This is a genomic window from Streptomyces seoulensis (assembly GCF_022846655.1).
Taxonomy (GTDB): Bacteria; Actinomycetota; Actinomycetes; order Streptomycetales; family Streptomycetaceae; genus Streptomyces.
The window spans coordinates 6,299,288-6,319,806 of the sequence record NZ_AP025667.1 but is presented as its reverse complement, the minus strand read 5'-3'; the positions used below and the strand labels follow the sequence as shown (position 1 = coordinate 6,319,806).

Here is a 20,519-nt window from a genome sequence, read left to right as displayed (position 1 = left end):
CTGCGCCTTCGCCGCGCCGGTCAGCTCTCCTGCTCGTCGTCCGGGTGGGTGGCCGCCTGCTGGGCCGAGGTGGCCGCCTTCTTCTGTTCGAGGAGCAGCGCCAGCACCCGGTTCACGTACTCCTCGGTGCCCTCCTTGGTGACGCCGAGGCCGGCGAGGACGCCCTGGCCGTTCTCCTGCTCCAGGAGGGCCAGCAGGATGTGCTCGGTGCCGATGTAGTTGTGGCCGAGCCGGAGCGCCTCGCGGAAGGTGAGTTCCAGGGCCTTCTTGGCCTCGGGGCCGTAGGGGACCAGGTCGGGGGTGGTCTCGGTGGCCGGGGGGAGCGCGGCGGTCGCGGCCTGCCGTACGGCGTCGGCTTCGACGCCCTGCGCGGCCATCGCCTTCACCGCGAGGCCCTCGGGCTCGGCCAGCAGGCCGAGGACCAGGTGCTCGGGGCGGCCCTCCGCGTTGCGCGCGGTCACCGCCGCGTTGTGCGCCGCCATGACGACGTTGCGGGCGCGGGGGGTGTAGCGGCTGAAGCCCTGGTTGGGGTCGAGGTCGGCCGACTCCTTGGAGACGAACCGCTTCTGCGCCGCCTGCCGGGTCACGCCCATGCTCTTGCCGATGTCGGTCCAGGACGCGCCCGAGCGGCGGGCCTGGTCCACGAAGTGCCCGATCAGATGGTCGGCCACGTCACCGAGGTGATCCGCGGCGATCACCGCGTCCTGGAGCTGTTCGAGGGGCTCTGCGTGGGCGGTCTTGATGGCCTCGATGAGGTCGTCGAGGCGTACGGATGCAGTGATGTTCGGGTTGCTCGCCATGTGACAACCGTAGGTTGACACCCTGACGCTGTCAACTGATGGTTGACAGTCTTTTTCGGGGCCTCCACTCGGACAGAGCAGCCGTTGTCCACACCCTGTGGACAACTTCGGCGGACTGTCGGCACGGCATGGCACGATCGACCACGTGACCAGCACTGCCAGCACCGTCGAGCGCGCCTTCGCGGCCGCTCTCTACGACGACACCGACTCAGGCCTCGACACCGGCGCGTCCCTGCTCGCCGCCGACCCCGCGTCCGACGCCGAACTGACCCGGCGCGGTGAGGAGTTCGTCGCGTCGGCCTGGCAGCGTGGCTGGCAGCCCGCCGACGTGGTCCGGCTGGTGCGAAGGGACCTGGAAGACGCCCACCTCGGCCTCGCCGCCGCGCTGATCCGCGCCCAGGCCGGCCGGGACCGGCCACGCGGACCCCGCTGGTCCGCCCAGCTCGACGCCCTCGCCGACCAGCCGGACGCGCGCGCCACCGACCGCTTCTCGAACGCCACCACCACCCTGGAGCTGTACCGGCTGTTGCTGCGGCTGCCCACGCTGGAGCCGCTGGAGGAGCCCCGCCGCCCCGCCGGACCCGGCACCTCCCGCACCCTCGGCCGTATCCGCGCCCTGCTCGCCAAGGCCGAGGGCACCGGGTATCCGGAGGAGGCCGAGGCGCTCACCGCCAAGGCGCAGGAGCTGATGGCCCGGCACAGTGTCGACGAGGCGCTGCTCGCCGCCTCCGCCCCGGCGCCGGACGCGCCCGGAGCCTGCCGGATAGGCGTCGAGCCGCCGTACGAGCAGGCCAAGGCCGTCCTGCTGGACGCGGTCGCGCGCGCCAACCACTGCCGCGCGGTGTGGAACGAACCGTTCGGCTTCTCCACGGTCGTCGGCTTCGAGGCCGACCTGGAGGCGGTCGAGCTGCTGCACACCTCGCTGCTGGTGCAGGCCACGCACGCCATGGCCAAGGCCGAGGCGGCGCAGCGGGCCGGGGGCCGCAAGCGGACCAAGACCTTCCGGCAGTCGTTCCTCGCGGCCTACGCCCACCGAGTCGGCGACCGGCTCGCGGCCGCCGCCGAGAGCCAGGTCAGCCAGGACCTGCTGCCGGTGCTGGTCACTCGCGAGACAGCCGTCACCGACCGCGTGGACAGCATGTTCCCGCAGACGACCACCACCCGGCTGCGCGGCGTGAGCGACGAGGCCGGCTGGACGGAGGGAGCACGGGCGGCGGACGAGGCCCAGGTCAGGTCCCGCCGGAGGCTGCCGTGAGGCACGGCGCCGTCCCGCCGGGGCCGGCCATACCCGGCACCCACGGCGCAGTCCCGCAGGGGCCGGTCACACCCGGCGCACACGGCCCGGCGCTCCACGGACGACGGCACGCCGATGTCATCCGCCCCCGGGCGGAGCGCTAGTCGCCGACCTGCTGGAAGGCGCTCACCGACGCGTCCAGGCCGTCCGCGCCCTTGCCCGCGACCGGGCCGAACTTCCACGGGAAGCTCTTCGCGTCCCCGCCGCCCGGCAGGGTGACCTCCATGGTGCTCGCCTTCAGGGCCTTGGCGTCCCCGTCCGCGCCGCGCACGTAGGAGACGGTGAAGGTCGCCGAGGCGCCCTTGGCCAGCTTCAGCGTCTGCGCCTGCGCGCCCTCGCTCACCGGCAGCTTCACCGACCGGTCGCCCTGGTGCAGGGTGACGCCGGGGAAGTGGTCCAGGGTGCAGGGGGCGCTCTGGTTGGTGATGCTGACGGGCACCTCGCCCGCGTCCCCGGCGGCGGGCGCGACGCTCGCCGAACCGACCTCCAGGGCGACCGCGCCGGTCGCGCAGCCCGAACCGGTCTTGCTCTTGGCGCCGTCCGCGCCGCCACTGCCGCCGTCGTCGCAGGCGGTCAGGGCGAGTGCGGCAACGAGAGCGGTGAGGGTGAGCGGAATGGCGCGGCGCATGTACTGGTCCCATCGAGTTCGTGACGTCTCCCCGCATCATGGCGCCTCGGCGCGGGGACCGGGCACGCACCCCCGCCGATTCACCACTTCAGGCGGAGAACGGGCGGAGAACGGGCGGAGAGCAGGCGGAGGACGGACGGAGGGCGGGCGGAGAAACCGCGGGGGTGACGGAGCTACGACGGCTGGAGACTCGTCGGCAGCCCGGAGGGCAGCTTGCCGCCCTCCGCCCTGGTGTACGACTCCGACCCCGCGCCGCCCTTCCAGGTCACCTTCAGCGCCTTGCCGCTCACCGAGTCCACCGTGCCCTCGGCCCGGCTGTCGTCGCCGCCCTGGCAGGTCAGCCTGATCAGGCCCTTGCCGGCCTGCTCGCCCGCCGTACCGCTGCACACGGTGCCGCCGGTCACGAAGAGTCCGGCCTGCTTGCCGGTGATCACCAGCGCGACGATCTTCCCGCTGCCGGTGGTGATCCAGCTCCCCTGGAGCCGGTCGGAGGCCCCCGCGCCGCCGGAGCCGTCCGGGCCCGAGGTGGCCGGAGCCGTGGTGCTCGTGGCGGGGGAGTCGTCCGGCGAACCGTCGCCGCCGCACGCCGTCGCGGTCAGCGCCAGCGCGCTCACCAGTCCCGCCGCAGCAGCGGTCCGCACCCTTGCCGTCGCCGTCGTCACGTCAAGCTCCCAACCAGTAGCCGGTCGCCCCGCCGGCCGTGCGCGAGGCCCCCCTGAGCCGGAGGTCCGCAGCAAGTTACCAGCCGTTACCCGAGGGAATCCGGGACACGAGGGAACAGGAACGACCCGGCGCGCGTCTCCGCCCCAGAAGGATGTTCCGATCCGGACCACCTGGCGCGGAAGCGCGGGCGCGGCGCCCGCTCACGCATGCCCGCAGCCGCTTCGGGGCAGACGCGTCAACACCGTGTGCCTTGAGGCTCGGGTAAAGCGGACGTCAAAGCTGTAACCGCGGGAACACCCGCCGTGCACGTGCATCTGCTCATTCATCTGCACATGAACAAGGTTATGATCCGGGTCGATCGACCAGTACGGCATCCAGTACGGCATCGATCAATGCGACATCGACCAGAGCATCCATGGCCACATCGGACAGTGCACAGCGGGGAGCGACCTGTGGACCGCTACGTTGACGGCGTGTACGGGGGGTACGACGTGTACAACGGCATGGCTGCCACGCAGTTGGACGGCGTGGCCTGGCAGAAGAGCCGCCACAGCAACTCCCAGGGTTCCTGCGTGGAGTTCGCGCGGCTGCCCGGCGGCGAGGTCGCCGTACGCAACTCGCGCTTCCCGGACGGCCCCGCGCTGGTCTACACCCGCGCGGAGATCGAGGCGATGCTCCTCGGCATCAAGGACGGCGAGTTCGACCACCTCATCGCCGGCTGACCCCGCCACCGGCGGGCCTTGGCGGCAGCCGCTCTGGCAACGATGTCAACGGGTGCTGCCGGAGGGGTGGCTCCGGCCTCCCGGACCGTGCTCTTCGGCTCAGTCCGCGCTCTTCAGCCGGAACAGCGCCCACACCAGCTTGCCGCTGACCCCGCCCGCGACCGGGTGCCAGCCCCAGCCGTCCGCGAAGGACTCCACCAGCAGCAGCCCCCGCCCCGACTCGGCGGAGAAGTCGTCCTCCGTCTCGCGCGGCACCGGCGTCTCGTCGCTCGGGTCGCGCACCGCGCACACCAGCCGCCCGGTCCAGCGCAGCAGATGCAGCCGGACCGGCGGCGCCTGCGCGGAGCCGGCCTGCGGTTCGGCGGGCAGCGCGTGGCGCAGGGCGTTGGTGACGAGTTCGGAGACGACCAGGGCGATGTCGTCGAAGCGGTCGCCGACGTCCCAGTGTTCGAGGGTGGACCGGGTGAAGCGCCGGGCCTCGCGGACCGCGTCGTAGCGGGCGGGCAGGGCGCAGGAGGTGGCTTCGGACACGGCCGAGGGGTCCAGCGGCGGAAGGCCCTGCCGTAACGGCTTGAGCATGGTCGATCCATTCGTCCCCATGCGAGGCACTCCCGGAATTCGCGGTCGTTGCGAGGCAGCGGTGGCGCGGCACCATGGTTTCGGATGCGCACAGCAGATGCAAGGGCAGATGCACGTGCACGCGGCCGAAATCGCCCTGCGCGTACCGCTTCTTGGCCATTTTTTCCGCCATCGGGGCACCAGTCGCCGCCAGTGGTCGTGACCTATGGCGGGCAGAAACGGTTCAGCTCTTTCCGTTTCCGTAACCGTACGAGTACTGCTTGAAGTGTTTTAGTGGCAGACTCAGGCACTTGAGGACGGTTGGGGAGGCTGACGAACGTGAGCGCGGGAGAGCCCGGATCGGTGGTGCGGCGGATGCTGCTCGGCTCGCAACTCAGGCGGCTGCGTGAGGCTCGGGGGATCACACGCGAGGCGGCGGGCTACTCGATCCGCGCCTCCGAATCGAAGATCAGCCGGATGGAACTGGGCCGGGTGAGCTTCAAGACCAGGGATGTCGAAGACCTGTTGACGCTCTACGGCGTCGACGACGAGGCGGAGCGCGAATCGCTGCTCTCCCTCGCCCGGGAGGCCAACGTGGCGGGCTGGTGGCACAGTTACTCGGACGTGCTGCCCAGTTGGTTCCCCACCTATGTGGGCCTGGAGGGTGCCGCGCACCTGATCCGGGTCTACGAGGTGCAGTTCGTGCACGGCCTCCTCCAGACCGAGGGCTACGCCCGCGCGGTCGTCCGGCGCGGAATGCGCGGCGCGAGCGCGGAGGACGTCGAGCGCCGGGTCGCGCTGCGCCTGGAGCGGCAGAAGCATCTGCTCGGCGACCACGCGCCCGAGTTCCACATCGTGCTCGACGAGGCCGCCCTGCACCGCCCTTACGGCGACCGCGAGGTCATGCGCGGGCAGCTCCGGCACCTGATCGAGGTCTCCGAGCGGCCCAACGTACGGCTCCAGGTCATGCCGTTCGGCTTCGGCGGGCACTCCGGGGAGAGCGGTGCCTTCACCCTGCTCAGCTTCCCCGAGTCGGACCTGTCCGACGTGGTCTACCTGGAGCAGCTCACCAGCGCGCTCTACCTGGACAAGCGCGAGGACGTCGCCCAGTACGAGCACGCCCTCAAGGAGCTCCAGCAGGACAGCCCCGGTCCCGAGGAGAGCCGCGCCCTCATCGAGAGGCTCGCGCAACAAGTCTGATTCGCAAGGGAGTTGAGGGGGCGGAGTCTCCTCGGCTGCCGTAGCGCATCAGTACGATGGCCTGTGATCAGCACCTGGCGTGACTCAGCCGTACGCTCACGATTGAGGGATCACATGGCGGCCTTTTTCAGCGACCTCGCCCAGCAGTACATCGACGGCGAATGGCGGCCGGGCACCGGCTCCTGGGACGTCATCGACTTCAACCCCTACGACGACGAGAAGCTGGCCTCGATCACCGTGGCCTCGGTCGACGAGATCGACCAGGCGTACCGGGCCGCCGAACGCGTCCAGAAGGAATGGGCACGCACCAGCCCCTACGCGCGTCGCGCGGTCTTCGAGCGGGCCCTCGCTCTGCTCGAGGAGCGCGAGGAGGAGATCGCCGAGCTGATCGTCGCGGAGCTGGGCGGCACCCGGGTGAAGGCGGGCTTCGAACTGCACCTCGCCAAGGAGTTCCTGCGCGAGTCGGTCCACCTGGCGCTGAGCCCCGAAGGCCGCATCCTGCCCTCCCCGGTGGACGGCAAGGAGAACCGCGTCTACCGGGTGCCGGTCGGCGTGGTGGGCGTGATCAGCCCCTTCAACTTCCCCTTCCTGCTGTCGCTCAAGTCGGTCGCCCCGGCGCTCGCGCTCGGCAACGGCGTGGTCCTCAAGCCGCACCAGAACACCCCGATCGTGGGCGGCACCCTCATCGGCAAGCTCTTCGAGGACGCCGGCCTGCCCGGCGGGCTGCTCAACGTGGTCGTCACCGACATCGCCGAGATCGGGGACGCCTTCATCGAGCACCCGGTGCCCCGGGTCATCTCCTTCACCGGCTCCGACGGCACCGGCCGCCATGTCGCCACCGTGTGCGCCGCGCACTTCAAGCGGGCGGTGCTCGAACTCGGCGGCAACAGCGCCCTGGTGGTCCTGGACGACGCGGACCTCGACTACGCGGTGGACGCGGCGGTGTTCAGCCGGTTCGTGCACCAGGGACAGGTCTGCATGGCCGCCAACCGGGTGCTGGTGGACCGCTCGGTCGCGGAGGAGTTCACCGAGAAGTTCGTCGCCAAGGTGCGCTCGCTGCCGGTCGGCGACCCGCGCGATCCCCGTACCGTCATCGGCCCGGTCATCAACTCCACGCAGGCGAACGCCCTTTCCGGGGTGGTCGAGCAGGCGCTCGCCGAGGGGGCCACCGCCCTGGTGCGCGGCCCGGTCGAGGGCAACCTGGTCGCGCCCAGCGTGCTCACCGACGTGCCCGAGGGGTCGGAGCTGCTGCGGCAGGAGGTGTTCGGGCCGGTCGTCTTCCTCGTCCCCTTCGACGGCGAGGAGGAGGCGGTCCGCATCGTCAACGACACCCCCTACGGCCTCAGCGGTGCCGTCCACACCGGCGACGTCGAGCGCGGGGTGGCCTTCGCCCGGCGGATCGACACCGGCATGTTCCACGTGAACGACGGGACCGTGCACGACGAGCCGATCGTCCCCTTCGGCGGGGAGAAGCACTCCGGCATCGGCCGGCTGAACGGCGAGACGACCCTCGAAGCCTTCACCACCACCAAGTGGATCTCGGTGCAGCACGGCCGCAGCGGCTTCCCCTTCTGAGCCGCGCCGGAGATTCTCCGGACGACTTCCGCCGTCACGGGTCATTGAGGACAGGATCTGACCTCAATGGCCCGTAGCTTCGTCGGTGCCGGGGCGAACGGGCCCGACGGAATCTTCAGGAGAGGTGGACGATCATGGTCACTCATGTGGGAGCCGAGGCGCCGGGGGACGAGCGCGGGGCGCTGCTGGCGTTCCTGGAGGAGCAGCGCGGCGGCATCCGCCGGGCCCTGCTGGGCGTGACGGAGGAGCAGGCCCGCACCCGGCCCAGCGCGAGCGAACTGTCGCTGGGCGGGCTGCTGAAGCATGTCGCCGAGGTCGAGCAGGCGTGGCAGGCCCGCGCCCGGCAGGAGCCGCCGGCCGTGCACCGGGACGCGTCGAACTGGCAGGAGTGCTTCCAGCTCACCGACGAGGAGACGGTCGCGGGGCAGCTCGCGTACTGGGAGGAGCTGGCCGCGGAGACGGAGAAGCTGATCCGGTCCGCGCCCAGCCTGGACGACACCTTCCCGCTGCCCTCGGCCCCCTGGTTCCCGCCGGACGGCGCGGTCTCGCTGCGCTGGCTCTGTCTGCACCTGATCCGCGAGACGGCCCGGCACGCCGGACACGCCGACATCATCCGGGAGTCCCTGGACGGCAAGACGGCGTTCGAGCTGGTCGCGCTGGAGGAGCAGCAGTCCGCCTCCTGAACTCTCAGTGGTGGAACCCCGTGGCCGCCTCCTTCTCACCGGTCGGTTCCTGCTGGCGGCGCAGGCCGGGCAGGGCGCGGGTGAGGTCGGCGAGGAAGAGGTCGGCCAGGTCGTGGGAGAAGCCGTTGCGGCACACCACCCGCAGCACGGAGAGGTCCTCCCGGTCGGGCGGGAAGGTGTACGCGGGGACGAGCCAGCCGGCCTCCCGCAGGCGCCGGGAGACGTCGAACACGTCGTACGCGGTGACGTGGTCGGCGGTGGTGAAGGCGAACACCGGCAACTGGTCGCCCCGGGTCAGCAGGCGGAAGTCGCCCAGCGCCTCGATCTTCCCGGCCAGGTAGGTCGCCACGTCCCGGGTGGAGCGCTGCACCGCGCGGTAGCCCTCGCGGCCCAGGCGCAGGAACGTGTAGTACTGGGCCGCGACCTGGGCGCCAGGGCGGGAGAAGTTCAGCGCGAAGGTGGGCATGTCGCCGCCCAGGTAGTTGACCCGGAACACCAGTTCCTCGGGCAGCGCCTCGGAGTCCCGCCACAGGGCCCAGCCGACGCCGGGGTAGACCAGCCCGTACTTGTGGCCCGAGGTGTTGATCGAGGCCACGCGCGGGAGGCGGAAGTCCCAGACGAGGTCCTCGTCCAGGAACGGGGCGATCATCGCGCCCGAGGCGCCGTCCACGTGCACGGGGATGTCGAGGCCGGTGCGCTCCTGCAGGGCGTCCAGCTCGGCGCACAGCTCGGCGACGGGCTCGTAGGAGCCGTCGAAGGTGGAGCCGAGGACGCCGACGACCCCGATGGTGTTCTCGTCGCACAGCTCGGCCGCCGCGCGGGGGTCGAGGTGGAAGCGGTCGCCCTCCATGTTGACGAGCCGGGGCTCCACCTCCCAGAAATCGCAGAACTTCTCCCAGCAGACCTGGACGTTGACGCCCATCACCAGGTTCGGGCGGGCCCCCGGGTACCGGTCGGCGTTGCGCTTCGTCCAGCGGCGCTTGAGCGCCATCCCGGCGAGCATGCACGCCTCGCTGGAGCCGGTGGTGGAGCAGCCCACGACGGCCGAGGGGTCCGGGGCGTTCCACAGGTCGGCGAGGATCGCCACGCAGCGCCGCTCCAGTTCGGCGGTGCGCGGGTACTCGTCCTTGTCGATCATGTTCTTGTCCAGGCACTCCGCCATGAGCACCGCGGCCTGCGGTTCCATCCAGGTGGTGACGAAGGTGGCGAGGTTCAGCCGGGCGTTGCCGTCGAGCATCAGCTCGTCGTGCACCACCTGGTAGGCGGTGGCCGGGGCCAGCGGCGTTTCCGGCATCCGGTGGGTGGGCGGGGCCTCGGTCATCCCGCCGACGGGGTCGGCGTCCCCGAAGAACGGGTTGACGGATATGTGGCGTTCCCCGTGCTTCCTGGAACCTCTGTGCAGTGCCATGGACCATGCCTCCATCAGGGGGAGTTCAGCGGAGCGGGGTACCGTCCGCGCGCAACTGCATCTGCGGCCGCCCGGTCACCAGCAGCCACGCGGGCAGCGAGGCGATGCACAGCAGGGCGAGCACGGCGGGTGAGGCGACCAGCGCGGCGGCCGTGAACAGGCTCACCCAGCCCTGCCGGGTGATTGCCAGCAGCATCCCCAGCACCCCGGTGGCCACCCCGACCGAGGGATGCACGGCCGGGACCAGGGCGTGCGCGCACAGGCCCAGCGCGGCCCCGATGAACACGGCGGGGAAGATCCGGCCGCCCCGGAAACCGCACGAGGCCGCCACCACCAGCGCCGCCAGCTTCACCACGGCCATCACCGCGAACTGCCCCGCCGACCACCCGTCGGGGTCCCGTGCCAGCTCAGCGACCTCGGTGAGCCCCTTGAACAGCGTCAGATGGCCGCCCGCCGCCGCCAGCGCGCCCAGCACGAGCCCGCCCGCCGGGAGCATCAGCATCGGGTGCCGCAGCCGGCGGAACGCCTTGTGGACGTAGGGGAAGACGTAGACGGCGCACATCCCGAGCAGGGCGGACGCCGGGGCGATCACCAGCGCCGCCACGACGTCGCCCCACCGGGCGTGGCCGAAGGGCGGCAGCCCCAGGTCGAAGGTGGGGCGGGCCACCAGCGTGGTGGTGATGGCGCCGCACGCGGCGGCGGTCAGCGGGGCGAAGAGGTTGTCCCACAGCCGTCCGCGCAGCGGGCGCCCGGCCAGCGCCTCGGAGATCACCAGCGCCGCCGCGACCGGCGTGCCGAACAGCGCCCCGATCGTGGCCGCCTCCGCCAGCACCGGCCACAGCGAGTCCGGCGCCCTCGGCACCAGCTTCTGCCCGAGCCACATGGCGAGACCCACGTTGACCGCGATGATCGGGTTCTCCGGGCCGAGGCTCGGTCCGCCCGCCAGCATCAGTCCGACCGCGAGCACCAGTCCCGGCAGCACCACCGGCGGCAGCACCGGTGCGTCCAGCCCGAGGGTGGCCGGATCGGGACCGGCGTGACCGGGGACCTTCCAGACCACCAGGCCGACCGCCACACCGGTGGCGAAGAGCATCACGAACATCCACAGCACCGAGTACCGGCCCACCCCGAGCGCGTCCGGCAGCGGCCCCCACAGCACGTGCTGGAGCTTCTCGGCCGCCGTGCTCACCCCGACGAAGACGAGGCTGGCGGCGATCCCCACCGCCACGGAGGGCAGGATCAGCGGCAGCAGCGCGCGTGCCGGGGCCGTGGGAGCGGTCGGAGGCGGTTGCCGCGCGGTGTCCTGGGCCACGGGCTCACCATAAGTGGACAGAACCGACACAACATCCCGAACAGAATCCCCCTTGCACCTCACCCGGCGTGAGGACGCAGCGTGGACCCCGTACCGGCGGCGCACCCGGCGCCCCGGACGACAAGGAGCGAGGAAAGTTGAGCTACTCCGTGGGACAGGTCGCGGGGTTCGCCGGGATCACGGTGCGCACCCTGCACCACTACGACGAGATCGGGCTGCTCGTGCCCAGCGAGCGCACGCACGCCGGACACCGGCGTTACGCCGACGCCGACCTCGACCGGCTCCAGAGGATCCTGTTCTACCGCGAGCTCGGCTTCCCGCTCGACGAGGTCGCCGCCCTGCTCGACGACCCGGACGCGGACCCGCGCACCCACCTGCGCCGGCAGCACGAGCTGCTGACCGCCCGGATCGAGACGCTGAGCCGGATGGCGGCGGCCGTGGAACACGCCATGGAGGCACGCACGATGGGCATCGACCTCACCCCCGAGGAGCGCTTCGAGGTCTTCGGGGACCACGACCCCGAGGCTTACGCCGAGGAGACCGAGCGCCGCTGGGGCGGCACCGAGGCGTACGCCGAGTCCCGGCGCCGCACCGCCGGCTACACCAAGGCCGACTGGCAGCGGATGCGCGCCGAGTCCGACGGCTGGAACACCCGCTACGCCGCCCTGGTGGCCGACGGTGTCGCGTCGGCCGACGAGGCGGCGATGGACCTCGCCGAGGAACACCGCCGCCACATCGGCCACTGGTTCTACGACTGCCCGTACCCGATGCACCGCTGTCTGGGTGAGATGTACGTCGCCGACGCCCGCTTCACGGCGTACTACGAAGCCTTCGGCCCCGGAGTCGCCGCCCATCTGAACGCGGCCATCGCCGCCAACGCCGACCGGCACGAGGCGTAGGCACACCGGTCCTGGCTCACTCGCGGGCCAGGACCACCGCCGTCCCGTAGGCGCACACCTCGGTGCCCAGGTCGGCCGCCTCGGTGACGTCGAAGCGGAAGGCCACCACCGCGTTGGCGCCACGCGCGCGTGCCTGCTCCACCAGGCGCTCCATGGCCTGGTTGCGGGTCTGCACCAGGGTCTTGGTGAGCCCCTTCAGCTCGCCGCCGATCATCGATTTCAGCCCGGCGCCGATCTGGCTGCCCAGGTGCCGCGACCGCACGGTGAGGCCGAAGACCTCGCCGAGCACCCGCTCCACCCGGCGTCCGGGCACGTCGTTCGCCGTCACCACCAGTACGTCCGGCTCGGGCCCCTGGCCGCCGCCGTAGTCGTCTAGTCCCATGGCTCACAGCTTTGCCCCGCTCGCCCCACAGTGCATTCTGGGACGGCCGGTGGAACCTGGGCCGGTCGCGACGCGTTGATAGTTTGGGCGGCCGCACATGGACGCCGTAGCCGCCCTCTTCCCCCCTCAGGAGCCCGGACCCGTGATGACACTCGCCCTCGGCCCGAGCTGGCTCGATCCCAACTATCTGCTGGAGACCTACAGCATCTGGGGTCTGCTGCTCATCGTCTTCGCCGAGTCCGGCCTGCTCATCGGCTTCTTCCTGCCGGGGGACTCGCTGCTGTTCACGGCCGGTCTGCTGATCACCTCCGGCAGGCTGGACTTCCCGCTGTGGGGTGCCATCGCGCTGATCTGCCTCGCCGCGATTCTGGGCGACCAGGCGGGCTACATGTTCGGCAAGAAGGTCGGCCCGTCCCTCTTCAACCGGCCCGATTCGCGCCTGTTCAAGCAGGAGAACGTCACCAAGGCGCACGAGTTCTTCGAGAAGTACGGTCCCAAGTCGCTGGTCCTGGCCCGCTTCGTGCCCATCGTGCGCACCTTCACGCCGATCATCGCGGGCGTCAGCGGGATGCGGTACCGCTCGTTCCTGACCTTCAACGTCATCGGCGGCGTGCTGTGGGGCGCCGGGGTCACGCTCCTCGGCTCCTGGCTCGGCAACATCGGCATCGTCAAGAACAACATCGAGGCGATGCTCATCCTCATCGTCCTCATCTCGGTGGTCCCGATCGCCATCGAGTTCCTGCGGGCCCGCGGCAAGAACAAGCGCGCCGAGCAGCCGGAGAGCCCCCAGCAGCCCGCGTACGGGCACCAGCAGGCCCCGGTGATGGACGACGCCACGACCCAGTTGCGCCGCATCGAGCCCGACCAGCCCTACGGCCAGCAGCAGTACGGTCAGCGGCCCGCCCCGCAGCAGCAGCCCCAGCAGCAGCAGTCCCAGCAGCCCCACCCCCAGCAGCACTGGCAGCAGGGCTACGGCGACCAGCCCCAGCAGGGCCAGGGCTACGGCGACCAGAACCAGGGCTACGGCCAGTCCCAGGACCCGTACTACGGCCAGCAGCAGCCGCAGCAGCCGCAGTACGACGGCTACGGCCGCCCCCAGCAGCCCCAGCAGCAGTACCCGTACGGCTACGACCAGGGCGGCCACCGCTCCCAGTGAGCGACCGGGGGCCGGGGGCTAGAAGCCCCTGGTCCGCTTGGCCGCCCGGCGCTTGCCGGGGGAGCCGATCCGCAGGGTGAGCCGGGAGATCTCCGCGCCCAGGTTCACCCCGATGGCGATGGCCATGGCCAGTGACACGGCCTTGGCCAGCGACACCAGTCCCTTGTCCACATGGCTCTGCGCGATGGACAGCAGACCGAAGTACGTGGCCGAACCGGGCAGCAGCGGGCCGATCGCCGCCGTGGTGAACGGCAGCGCGGACGCGAACTGATAGCGCGCCAGCAACTGCCCGAAGAGGCCCACCAGACCGGCCGCCACCGCCGTGGACGCCACCGGCGAGAAGTTCGCCGTGTGCAGCGCGCCGTACACCGACCAGGCGACACCGCCGTTGAGCGTCACCCACAGCACGGTGGAGCGCTCCTGCTGGAGCAGCACCGCGAAGGTCAGCGACAGCACCATGGACGCCAGGATCTGCAGCACCGGCCGGGACTGGATGTTCAGCGCCGCGTCCGGATTCAGCTCGCCGCCCACCTGCACGCCGAAGTACAGCACCGTCAGCACACCGATCACGATGGCGACGAAGAAATACATGACCTCCAGCAGCCGCGCCGACGCCGTGATGTAGAAGCCCGTCAGCCCGTCCTGCACGCCGGCCACCAGCGCACGCCCGGGCAGCAGCGCGAAGAGTCCACCGGTGACCACTGCGGACGCCTTCACGTCCACGTCCGCCAGAGCGAACGCCACGCCGATCGCGGCGGGCGGCATGGCGGCCACCGTGAACTGGTAGAACTCCGGCAGCCCGCGCCCGGCGAGCAGCCAGGCCAGCCGGTCGCCGAGCATCGCGCCCAGCGCGGCCGCGACGAACACGATCGCGTCACCGCCGACCAGCACCGAGGCCGCGCCGGCCAGCCCGCCGCTGGCCATGGTCAGCGCCCAGCCGGGGTAGGGGTGCCGGTTGCGCCGCATCTCCGCAAGGCGGCCGTACGCCTCCTCCAGAGAGAGGTGCGCCTCGGCGTCCGTGAGGTCGTCCACCAGACGGAAGACGGCCGCCAGCCGGGTGTAGTCGGTGCCGCGCCTGCGGACCGTCCGGGACGCCGTCACCGGGTCCTCCACCAGGGAGGGCTGATAGGTGATCGACAGCAGGGTGAAGGTCACCGTCGGCTCGCAGCGGTCCAGCCCGTAGGACCGGCACACCGCGAACATCGCGGCCTCCACGTCCTCGGCACCCTCACCGCCCGCGAGCAGCAACTCCCCGATACGCAGGGTCAGGTCGAGCACGCGCGGGACCGCGGGGCCCTCGTCCTCCGAGCGCACCACCGGCTCCAGCGCCGGCCGCTCGGCCACCGGCATGCGCAGCATGGTGCGCATCCGGTCCTGCCAGGGCGCGTCCGTGATCAGCGTGATCATCGGGACGCCCGTCGCGGGGGTGAACGCGGACGGCGCGTCCTTGACGCTGTACGTGCGCGGCGTGTTGAACGCCGAGCCCTCCGGTTCGGCCTCCGCCTGCGTCTCCAGCCCCTTGGGCACGCTGAACTCGGACGTCGTCTCCGACTCGACGCTTCCCCTGGCGACCGCGAGCCCCTCCGGAATGGCGAACTCGGACGTGATCTCCGGGTCGTACGTGGCCCGCGCCTCGTCCGACCGGGGCTTGCGGTCCTCCGCCTCCGACACCTCGCACCGCTCCCTGAACGACACCTTCCGATTACGCCTCAGTATGCGCGTGAAAGCGCGAGCGGGCCGCACCACCCCCACCGGGATGGCACGGCCCGCTCAGCGAGGAAGGGCAGGTCAGTGACCGCCCTGCTCCTCCAGGCGCTTGTAAGAGCGCTCGATCTCCGCCTCGGCCTCCTGGCGGCCCACCCAGTTGGCGCCCTCGACCGACTTGCCCGGCTCCAGGTCCTTGTAGACCTCGAAGAAGTGCTGGATCTCCAGGCGGTCGAACTCCGACACGTGGTGGATGTCGCGCAGGTGCTCCACCCGCGGGTCCGTCGACGGGACGCACAGCAGCTTGTCGTCGCCGCCGGCCTCGTCCGTCATCCGGAACATGCCGATAGCGCGGCAGCGGATGAGGCAGCCCGGGAACGTGGGCTCGTCCAGGATGACGAGCGCGTCCAGCGGGTCGCCGTCCTCGCCGAGCGTGTTCTCGACGAATCCGTAGTCGGTCGGGTAGGCGGTCGAGGTGAAGAGGCGACGGTCCAGGCGGATCCGACCGGTCTCGTGGTCCACCTCGTACTTGTTCCGCGAACCCTTCGGGATCTCGATCGTGACGTCGAACTCCACCGGTGGCTCCTCCATGATCAGCGCATAGTTCTGGTGGTTAAGTGTCCCTCACGCAGGTGTGTGGATGCGAAAGGGGCTGGTGGTAGTGCCGGAGCTGGGACCTTTGCGGTCCATGGGACCGCGTGTGAAGCGGCTCAGGGACGCCCTACGACCGAGTCTGGCGCACGCGGCGGCCGTCGTGAAACCGCGTCTCGCGCGGTTGACGGACACCGGGCGTCCGGGACCCGGCCGATCCGGTCCCAGGCCCCTTGGGACCTGGTACTTCACCGCCTCGGCGGCCACCGCCGGGCTGGCGCTGGCCGTCGGCGCGGCGGCCGTGGCCGGCCCCTTCGACGGCGCGGGTCAGCGTACGGCCGAGCGGGACCGCGCGGTCGCCCTCACGCTCGCACGTGGCGCAGATCACGACGGCGCCGGCGCCGTGGCGGACGGTCCGGACGCCGTTCCGAGCGCCCCGCCCGTGCTGCGCGGCCTCGGCGGCGCCGCCGAGCCCGTGAACTCCGGGAAGGTCCCGCCGAGCGGCATCGCGGGCGTCCTGGACCCCCTGCTGGCCGATCCCGCCCTCGGCTCCGGCCAGGCCGCGGCCGTCGTGGACGTGGCCACCGGCACCCGCCTCTACGGCGCCCACGCCGGGCAGGCGTTCACCCCCGCCTCCACCACCAAGATCGCCACCGCCGTGGCCGCGCTGTCCGCCCTCGGCCCCGACCACCGCCTGACCACCCGCACCGCGTTCGAACCCGACACCGGTGAACTGGTCCTGGTCGGCGGCGGCGACCCCACCCTCACCGCGCACAAGGCGAGCGGCGGCTGGGCGAGCCTGCGCACCCTGGCCGCCGACACCGCCGCCGCGCTGAAGAAGCGCGGCGTGAAGAAGACCAAGCTCTCCTACGACACCACGCTCTACTCCGGCCCCGCCCTGCACCCCATCGGCGTCAACGACAACCTCTCCGTCGTCAGCGCCCTCACCGCCGACGAGGGCCGCACCGACGGCTCCAGCAGCGGACCCGTGGCCCGCGTGGCCGACCCGGCCGCCGAGGCCGCCCGCAGCTTCGCGGGCTTCCTGAAGGAGGCGGGCGTCACCACCACACCGCCCGGCCCCTCCAAGGCCACCGCCCGCGCCGCGACCCTCGCCACCGTCTCCTCGCCCCCGATGTCCGACGTGGTCGAGCGAATGCTCACCAACAGCGACAACGACATCGCCGAGGCGCTGGCCCGCCAGACCGCCCTCGCCTCCGGGCAGCCCGGCAGCTTCGCGGGCGGCGCGAAGGCCATCGGCGCCCGGCTCACCAAGCTCGGGCTGCCGATGCGCGGCACCTCCTTCCACGACGGCAGCGGCCTGAACCGCGACGACCGGCTCACCGCCGGCCTCCTGACCTCCCTGCTCGCCACCGCCGCCGACCCGTCCCGGCCGGGCCTGCGCCCCGTCCTCACCGGCCTGCCCGTCGGCGGCTTCACCGGCACCCTCGCCGAGCGCTACGCCGACGGCGGCGCGGCCGGCCTCATCCGCGCCAAGACCGGCACCCTGACCGGCGTCAACTCCCTCGCCGGCACGGTCGTCACCAAGGACGGCCGCCTGCTGACCTTCGCCTTCCTCGCCTCGGGCACCACCGACCCCCAGTCGGCCCAGTCCGCCCTGGACCACACGGCCACCACCCTGGCCGCCTGCGGCTGCGGCTGACCCCCCGGCGGTCCGGCGGGCAGCCGGGCAGGGCCCGGCGCACACGCAGTTCGGACCCTCGCCGCACCGGCCGCCACCGGTGTCCCGCCCGTCCCGCGGAGCACCGCGCACGGACTGCCCCGACGGGCGGGGCTCACGTACCGTTGACGCATGACGAGCTTCGGTGGCACCGCTTCTCAGGGGATGGTCGACTGGAACCTCGCGGTGGCGACCGCGACGCGGCTCGTGCGGCCGGGACCGGAGATCACCCGGGAAGAGGCCAGGGCCGTCGTCGCGGAGCTGCGCCGGCACGCCAAGGTCTCCGAGGAACATGTCCGGAGCTTCACCCGTATGGGGACCGAGGACATCCACGACACCCCCGTGCTGGTCGTCGACCGGCCCGGCTGGGTACGGGCCAACGTCGCCGGGTTCCGCGAACTGCTCAGCCCCCTGCTCGGCAAGATGCAGGAGCGGCGCGGCCCCGGCGCGGGCAACGCCGTCCTCGGCGCGGTCGGCGGCAAGGTGACCGGCGTCGAGCTCGGCATGCTGCTGTCGTTCCTGTCGTCCCGCGTCCTCGGCCAGTACGAGACCTTCGCCCCCGCCACCCCCGACCTCCCCGCGGGCACCGCCCCCGGCGGCGGCCGCCTGCTGCTCGTCGCGCCCAACATCGTCCACGTGGAGCGCGAACTCGACGTGGACCCTCATGACTTCAGGCTCTGGGTCTGCCTGCACGAGGAGACGCACCGCACCCAGTTCAGCGCCGTGCCCTGGCTGCGCGACCACCTGGAGGGCGAGATCCAGGCGTTCCTCGCGGAGACCGAGGTCGACCCGATGACGTTCCTGGAGCGCATCCGGGACGCCGCCCAGTCCCTCGCCGGGGGCCGCCCCGAGGGCGAGGAGGAGGACGGCGGGCGCTCCCTGGTGGAGCTCGTGCAGACCCCCGCCCAGCGGGAGATCCTCGGCCGCCTCACCGCCGTCATGTCCCTGCTGGAGGGCCACGCCGACTTCGTCATGGACGGGGTGGGCCCCGAGGTCGTGCCGAGCGTCGCCGAGATCCGCGAGAAGTTCCAGCAGCGCCGCGCCAAGGGCGCCTCCCGCCTCGACCTCGCGCTGCGCAAGCTCCTCGGCCTCGACGCCAAGCTGCGCCAGTACCGCGACGGCGAGCGCTTCGTCCGCGCGGTCGTCGAGGAGGTCGGCATGGACGGCTTCAACCGCGTGTGGACCTCGCCCAACACCCTGCCCACCAAGGCCGAGATCTCCGACCCGGCCGGCTGGGTCGCGCGGGTGCACCGCAGGACCGAATCCTGACCCCAGGGCCGAACACCGTGCCACACATCCGGCCCACGGCAGACGAACGCCCCTCCAATCACCCGTCCGAGGGACCGTCAGCCATGCGTAGGCGTGCAATGCTCGGGGAAGGGCCCGCTTCTGTCACCATCGACGCACTCTGAGTGACCGGACTTCGGGCTCGTCCCCCGAAACTTCATGAAGGGAACCGGACATGGGTCCCCATCCCGCGGTCGCGGCGATACGCCTGGCGGTCCGCCGCGTCCTCCACGACATCGCCACCGGCCAGGCCGCCGAGCACGGCACCACCGGACACGGCTCCGTGGCCGTAGCCCGCCGCACCACCGGCCCGAGCACCACGCAGCGCCACCGGGGCCCGGCCCCCGCCACCGCCCCGCTCGTGCTCGTCGCCTGCTCCGGCGGCGCCGACTCCATGGCGCTCGCCTCCGCCCTCGCCTTCGAGGCCCCCCGCCTCGGCCTGCGCGCCGGCGGTGTCACCGTCGACCACGGCCTCCAGCCCGGCTCCGCCCTGCGCGCCGAGGAGGTGGCCCTCAGACTGCGCGAACTCGGCCTCGCCCCCGTCGAGTCCGTCGCCGTCACCGTGGGCCGCGAAGGCGGCCCCGAAGCGGCCGCCCGCGACGCCAGGTACGCCGCCCTGGACGCCGCCGCCGAACGCCACGGCGCCGCGGCCGTCCTGCTCGGCCACACCCGCGACGACCAGGCCGAGACCGTCCTGCTCGGCCTCGCCCGCGGCTCCGGCATCCGCTCCCTGTCCGGCATGGCCGCGGTCTCGGGGGCCGACGGCCGCTACCGGCGCCCGTTCCTCCAACTGGACCGGCAGACCGCCCGCAAGGCATGCCTGGTCCAGTCGCTGCCCGTCTGGGACGACCCGCACAACACCGACCCGGCCTACACCCGCTCCCGGCTGCGCCACGAGGGCCTGCCCGCCCTGGAGAAGGCGCTCGGCAAGGGCGTCGTCGAGGCACTCGCCCGCACCGCCCAGCTCTCCCGGGACGACGCCGACGCCCTGGACGCCTGGGCCGGGCAGGCCGAGTCCTCCGTACGCGACGCGGAGGGCGTGCTGGAGTGCGCCAAGCTCTACGCTCTGCCCCCCGCCGTCCGCCGCCGCGTGCTGCGCCGGGCCGCCATCGAGGCCGGGGCGCCGGCCGGTTCCCTCTTCGCCCGCCACGTCGAGGAGATGGACCGCCTGATCACCGGCTGGCGCGGCCAGGGAGCCATCAATCTGCCGGGCAAGGTCGTCGCCCAGCGGCAGGGTGGCAGACTGGTGATTCGGCAAGGCTGAAATCCCGACCCCCGGAGCGACCCTCCGACGGGCCGGGTCTGCCGGTGGCCGCCGGCGCGGCCATAAGTGCGGGACGACCGAAAGTGATGCGGGTGGACGCGAAAGACATGGGTGCCGACCTCCAGCGGGTGCTCATCACCAAGGAAGAGATCGACGCGAAGCTGGCCGAGCTGGCCGCGAAGATCGACGCGGAGTACGCGGGCAAGGACCTGCTGATCGTCGGTGTCCTCAAGGGCGCCGTCATGGTCATGGCGGACCTGGCGCGGGCGCTGTCCACCCCCGTCACCATGGACTGGATGGCCGTGTCCTCCTACGGCGCGGGCACCCAGTCCTCCGGTGTCGTCCGGATCCTCAAGGACCTGGACACCGACATCAAGGGCCGTCACGTCCTGATCGTCGAGGACATCATCGACTCCGGGCTGACCCTGTCCTGGCTGATCAACAACCTCGGCTCGCGTGAACCCGCCTCCCTGAAGGTGTGCACGCTGCTGCGCAAGCCGGACGCCGCCAAGGTCTCCATCGACGTGGAGTGGGTCGGCTTCGACATCCCGAACGAGTTCGTCGTCGGCTACGGCCTCGACTACGCCGAGAAGTACCGGAACCTCCCGTTCGTCGGTACGCTCGCGCCCCACGTCTACGGCGGCTGACCCGACCGGGCCACACCGCCGGGGAAGATCGGGAACCCCGGCGGGCTCCGTGACGTTGGAGCATTGGA

At 71.8% G+C, this 20,519-nt stretch carries 20 protein-coding genes; 11 read left to right on the top strand and 9 right to left on the bottom strand.

Translation table 11 applies throughout. The features are described 5' to 3' along the window. Nucleotides 1-20 precede the first annotated feature (20 nt). On the bottom strand, nt 21-800 hold the full coding sequence (locus HEK131_RS29070) for a Clp protease N-terminal domain-containing protein (protein WP_244451790.1): 780 nt from the start codon (nt 798-800) through the stop codon (nt 21-23). 145 nt (nt 801-945) lie between these two features. On the opposite strand from HEK131_RS29070, the gene HEK131_RS29065 reads away from it, so the two are divergent. Continuing rightward, the gene (locus HEK131_RS29065; RefSeq protein WP_244451789.1) at nt 946-2,055 is read left to right on the top strand and encodes a DUF2786 domain-containing protein; all 1,110 of its coding nucleotides are present in this window, start codon (nt 946-948) and stop codon (nt 2,053-2,055) included. 139 nt (nt 2,056-2,194) lie between these two features. On the opposite strand, the gene HEK131_RS29060 is transcribed toward HEK131_RS29065, so the two are convergent. Then, the gene (locus HEK131_RS29060) at nt 2,195-2,722 is read right to left on the bottom strand and encodes a DUF4232 domain-containing protein (protein ID WP_244451788.1); all 528 of its coding nucleotides are present in this window, start codon (nt 2,720-2,722) and stop codon (nt 2,195-2,197) included. Nucleotides 2,723-2,895: 173 nt separating this feature from the next. Continuing rightward, nucleotides 2,896-3,384 carry a hypothetical protein gene (locus HEK131_RS29055; RefSeq protein WP_217465112.1) on the bottom strand — a complete coding sequence of 163 codons (489 nt, stop codon included), beginning with the start codon at nt 3,382-3,384 and terminating at the stop codon, nt 2,896-2,898. 504 nt (nt 3,385-3,888) lie between these two features. Between HEK131_RS29055 and HEK131_RS29050 the strand changes: the two genes are divergently transcribed. Further along, a complete protein-coding gene (locus tag HEK131_RS29050) occupies nt 3,889-4,107 on the top strand; it encodes a DUF397 domain-containing protein (protein WP_202440822.1) in 219 nt (72 codons plus the stop codon). 99 nt (nt 4,108-4,206) lie between these two features. On the opposite strand, the gene HEK131_RS29045 is transcribed toward HEK131_RS29050, so the two are convergent. Then, entirely contained in the window at nt 4,207-4,707 is a 501-nt protein-coding gene (locus tag HEK131_RS29045; RefSeq protein ID WP_244451787.1) for an ATP-binding protein, read from the bottom strand. Between the two features lie 333 nt (nt 4,708-5,040). Between HEK131_RS29045 and HEK131_RS29040 the strand changes: the two genes are divergently transcribed. From HEK131_RS29040 to HEK131_RS29030, 3 genes are all read left to right on the top strand, one after another. Further along, entirely contained in the window at nt 5,041-5,865 is an 825-nt protein-coding gene (locus tag HEK131_RS29040) for a helix-turn-helix domain-containing protein (protein WP_217465173.1), read from the top strand. A gap of 114 nt (nt 5,866-5,979) precedes the next feature. Further along, a complete protein-coding gene (locus HEK131_RS29035) occupies nt 5,980-7,440 on the top strand; it encodes an aldehyde dehydrogenase family protein (protein WP_244451786.1) in 1,461 nt (486 codons plus the stop codon). A 134-nt stretch (nt 7,441-7,574) separates the two neighbouring features. Next, complete coding sequence (locus tag HEK131_RS29030) at nt 7,575-8,123, top strand: DinB family protein (RefSeq protein ID WP_217465115.1); 549 nt, start codon at nt 7,575-7,577, stop codon at nt 8,121-8,123. Between the two features lie 4 nt (nt 8,124-8,127). Here HEK131_RS29030 and HEK131_RS29025 read toward each other — a convergent pair whose 3' ends face one another. Then, complete coding sequence (locus tag HEK131_RS29025; protein WP_244451785.1) at nt 8,128-9,531, bottom strand: glutamate decarboxylase; 1,404 nt, start codon at nt 9,529-9,531, stop codon at nt 8,128-8,130. 25 nt (nt 9,532-9,556) lie between these two features. Continuing rightward, nucleotides 9,557-10,843 (bottom strand): ion channel protein, encoded by a 1,287-nt coding sequence (locus tag HEK131_RS29020; RefSeq protein WP_244337765.1) that lies wholly within the window; start codon nt 10,841-10,843, stop codon nt 9,557-9,559. A 137-nt stretch (nt 10,844-10,980) separates the two neighbouring features. Here HEK131_RS29020 and HEK131_RS29015 point away from each other — a divergent pair, with 137 nt between their 5' ends. After that, entirely contained in the window at nt 10,981-11,742 is a 762-nt protein-coding gene (locus tag HEK131_RS29015; RefSeq protein ID WP_244337763.1) for a MerR family transcriptional regulator, read from the top strand. Nucleotides 11,743-11,758: 16 nt separating this feature from the next. Here the strand turns inward: HEK131_RS29015 and HEK131_RS29010 are convergent, their stop codons facing one another. Further along, nucleotides 11,759-12,124 (bottom strand): YbjQ family protein, encoded by a 366-nt coding sequence (locus tag HEK131_RS29010; RefSeq protein ID WP_161149100.1) that lies wholly within the window; start codon nt 12,122-12,124, stop codon nt 11,759-11,761. Between the two features lie 142 nt (nt 12,125-12,266). On the opposite strand from HEK131_RS29010, the gene HEK131_RS29005 reads away from it, so the two are divergent. After that, nucleotides 12,267-13,280 (top strand): DedA family protein, encoded by a 1,014-nt coding sequence (locus tag HEK131_RS29005; protein ID WP_244337761.1) that lies wholly within the window; start codon nt 12,267-12,269, stop codon nt 13,278-13,280. A gap of 18 nt (nt 13,281-13,298) precedes the next feature. Here the strand turns inward: HEK131_RS29005 and HEK131_RS29000 are convergent, their stop codons facing one another. Further along, nucleotides 13,299-14,951: a threonine/serine ThrE exporter family protein gene (locus HEK131_RS29000; RefSeq protein WP_244452171.1), complete on the bottom strand. Its 1,653-nt coding sequence runs from the start codon at nt 14,949-14,951 to the stop codon at nt 13,299-13,301. 117 nt (nt 14,952-15,068) lie between these two features. Next, complete coding sequence (locus HEK131_RS28995) at nt 15,069-15,560, bottom strand: inorganic diphosphatase (protein WP_030811306.1); 492 nt, start codon at nt 15,558-15,560, stop codon at nt 15,069-15,071. Between the two features lie 112 nt (nt 15,561-15,672). On the opposite strand from HEK131_RS28995, the gene dacB reads away from it, so the two are divergent. The 4 genes from dacB to hpt all read left to right on the top strand — a co-directional run bounded on the left by dacB (nt 15,673) and on the right by hpt (nt 20,451). Beyond that, a complete protein-coding gene (gene dacB / locus HEK131_RS28990; RefSeq protein WP_244337759.1) occupies nt 15,673-17,235 on the top strand; it encodes a D-alanyl-D-alanine carboxypeptidase/D-alanyl-D-alanine endopeptidase in 1,563 nt (520 codons plus the stop codon). A gap of 150 nt (nt 17,236-17,385) precedes the next feature. Beyond that, the gene (locus HEK131_RS28985) at nt 17,386-18,522 is read left to right on the top strand and encodes a zinc-dependent metalloprotease (RefSeq protein WP_217465122.1); all 1,137 of its coding nucleotides are present in this window, start codon (nt 17,386-17,388) and stop codon (nt 18,520-18,522) included. A 193-nt stretch (nt 18,523-18,715) separates the two neighbouring features. Continuing rightward, the gene (tilS, locus tag HEK131_RS28980) at nt 18,716-19,804 is read left to right on the top strand and encodes a tRNA lysidine(34) synthetase TilS (RefSeq protein WP_217465123.1); all 1,089 of its coding nucleotides are present in this window, start codon (nt 18,716-18,718) and stop codon (nt 19,802-19,804) included. 86 nt (nt 19,805-19,890) lie between these two features. Next, nucleotides 19,891-20,451 (top strand): hypoxanthine phosphoribosyltransferase, encoded by a 561-nt coding sequence (hpt, locus tag HEK131_RS28975; RefSeq protein WP_030811294.1) that lies wholly within the window; start codon nt 19,891-19,893, stop codon nt 20,449-20,451. Nucleotides 20,452-20,519: the final 68 nt, after the last annotated feature.

What these genes read in the sequence shown, in the direction of transcription:
- HEK131_RS29070 (WP_244451790.1), bottom strand. Translation starts at nt 800, where the DNA reads ATGGCGAGCAACCCGAACATCACTGCATCCGTACGCCTCGACGACCTC.
- HEK131_RS29060 (WP_244451788.1), bottom strand. Translation starts at nt 2,722, where the DNA reads ATGCGCCGCGCCATTCCGCTCACCCTCACCGCTCTCGTTGCCGCACTC.
- HEK131_RS29050 (WP_202440822.1), top strand. Translation starts at nt 3,889, where the DNA reads ATGGCTGCCACGCAGTTGGACGGCGTGGCCTGGCAGAAGAGCCGCCAC.
- HEK131_RS29045 (WP_244451787.1), bottom strand. Translation starts at nt 4,707, where the DNA reads ATGGGGACGAATGGATCGACCATGCTCAAGCCGTTACGGCAGGGCCTT.
- HEK131_RS29040 (WP_217465173.1), top strand. Translation starts at nt 5,041, where the DNA reads ATGCTGCTCGGCTCGCAACTCAGGCGGCTGCGTGAGGCTCGGGGGATC.
- HEK131_RS29035 (WP_244451786.1), top strand. Translation starts at nt 5,980, where the DNA reads ATGGCGGCCTTTTTCAGCGACCTCGCCCAGCAGTACATCGACGGCGAA.
- HEK131_RS29030 (WP_217465115.1), top strand. Translation starts at nt 7,575, where the DNA reads ATGGTCACTCATGTGGGAGCCGAGGCGCCGGGGGACGAGCGCGGGGCG.
- HEK131_RS29025 (WP_244451785.1), bottom strand. Translation starts at nt 9,531, where the DNA reads ATGGCACTGCACAGAGGTTCCAGGAAGCACGGGGAACGCCACATATCC.
- HEK131_RS29010 (WP_161149100.1), bottom strand. Translation starts at nt 12,124, where the DNA reads ATGGGACTAGACGACTACGGCGGCGGCCAGGGGCCCGAGCCGGACGTA.
- dacB (WP_244337759.1), top strand. Translation starts at nt 15,673, where the DNA reads ATGGGACCGCGTGTGAAGCGGCTCAGGGACGCCCTACGACCGAGTCTG.
- HEK131_RS28985 (WP_217465122.1), top strand. Translation starts at nt 17,386, where the DNA reads ATGACGAGCTTCGGTGGCACCGCTTCTCAGGGGATGGTCGACTGGAAC.
- tilS (WP_217465123.1), top strand. Translation starts at nt 18,716, where the DNA reads ATGGGTCCCCATCCCGCGGTCGCGGCGATACGCCTGGCGGTCCGCCGC.
- hpt (WP_030811294.1), top strand. Translation starts at nt 19,891, where the DNA reads ATGCGGGTGGACGCGAAAGACATGGGTGCCGACCTCCAGCGGGTGCTC.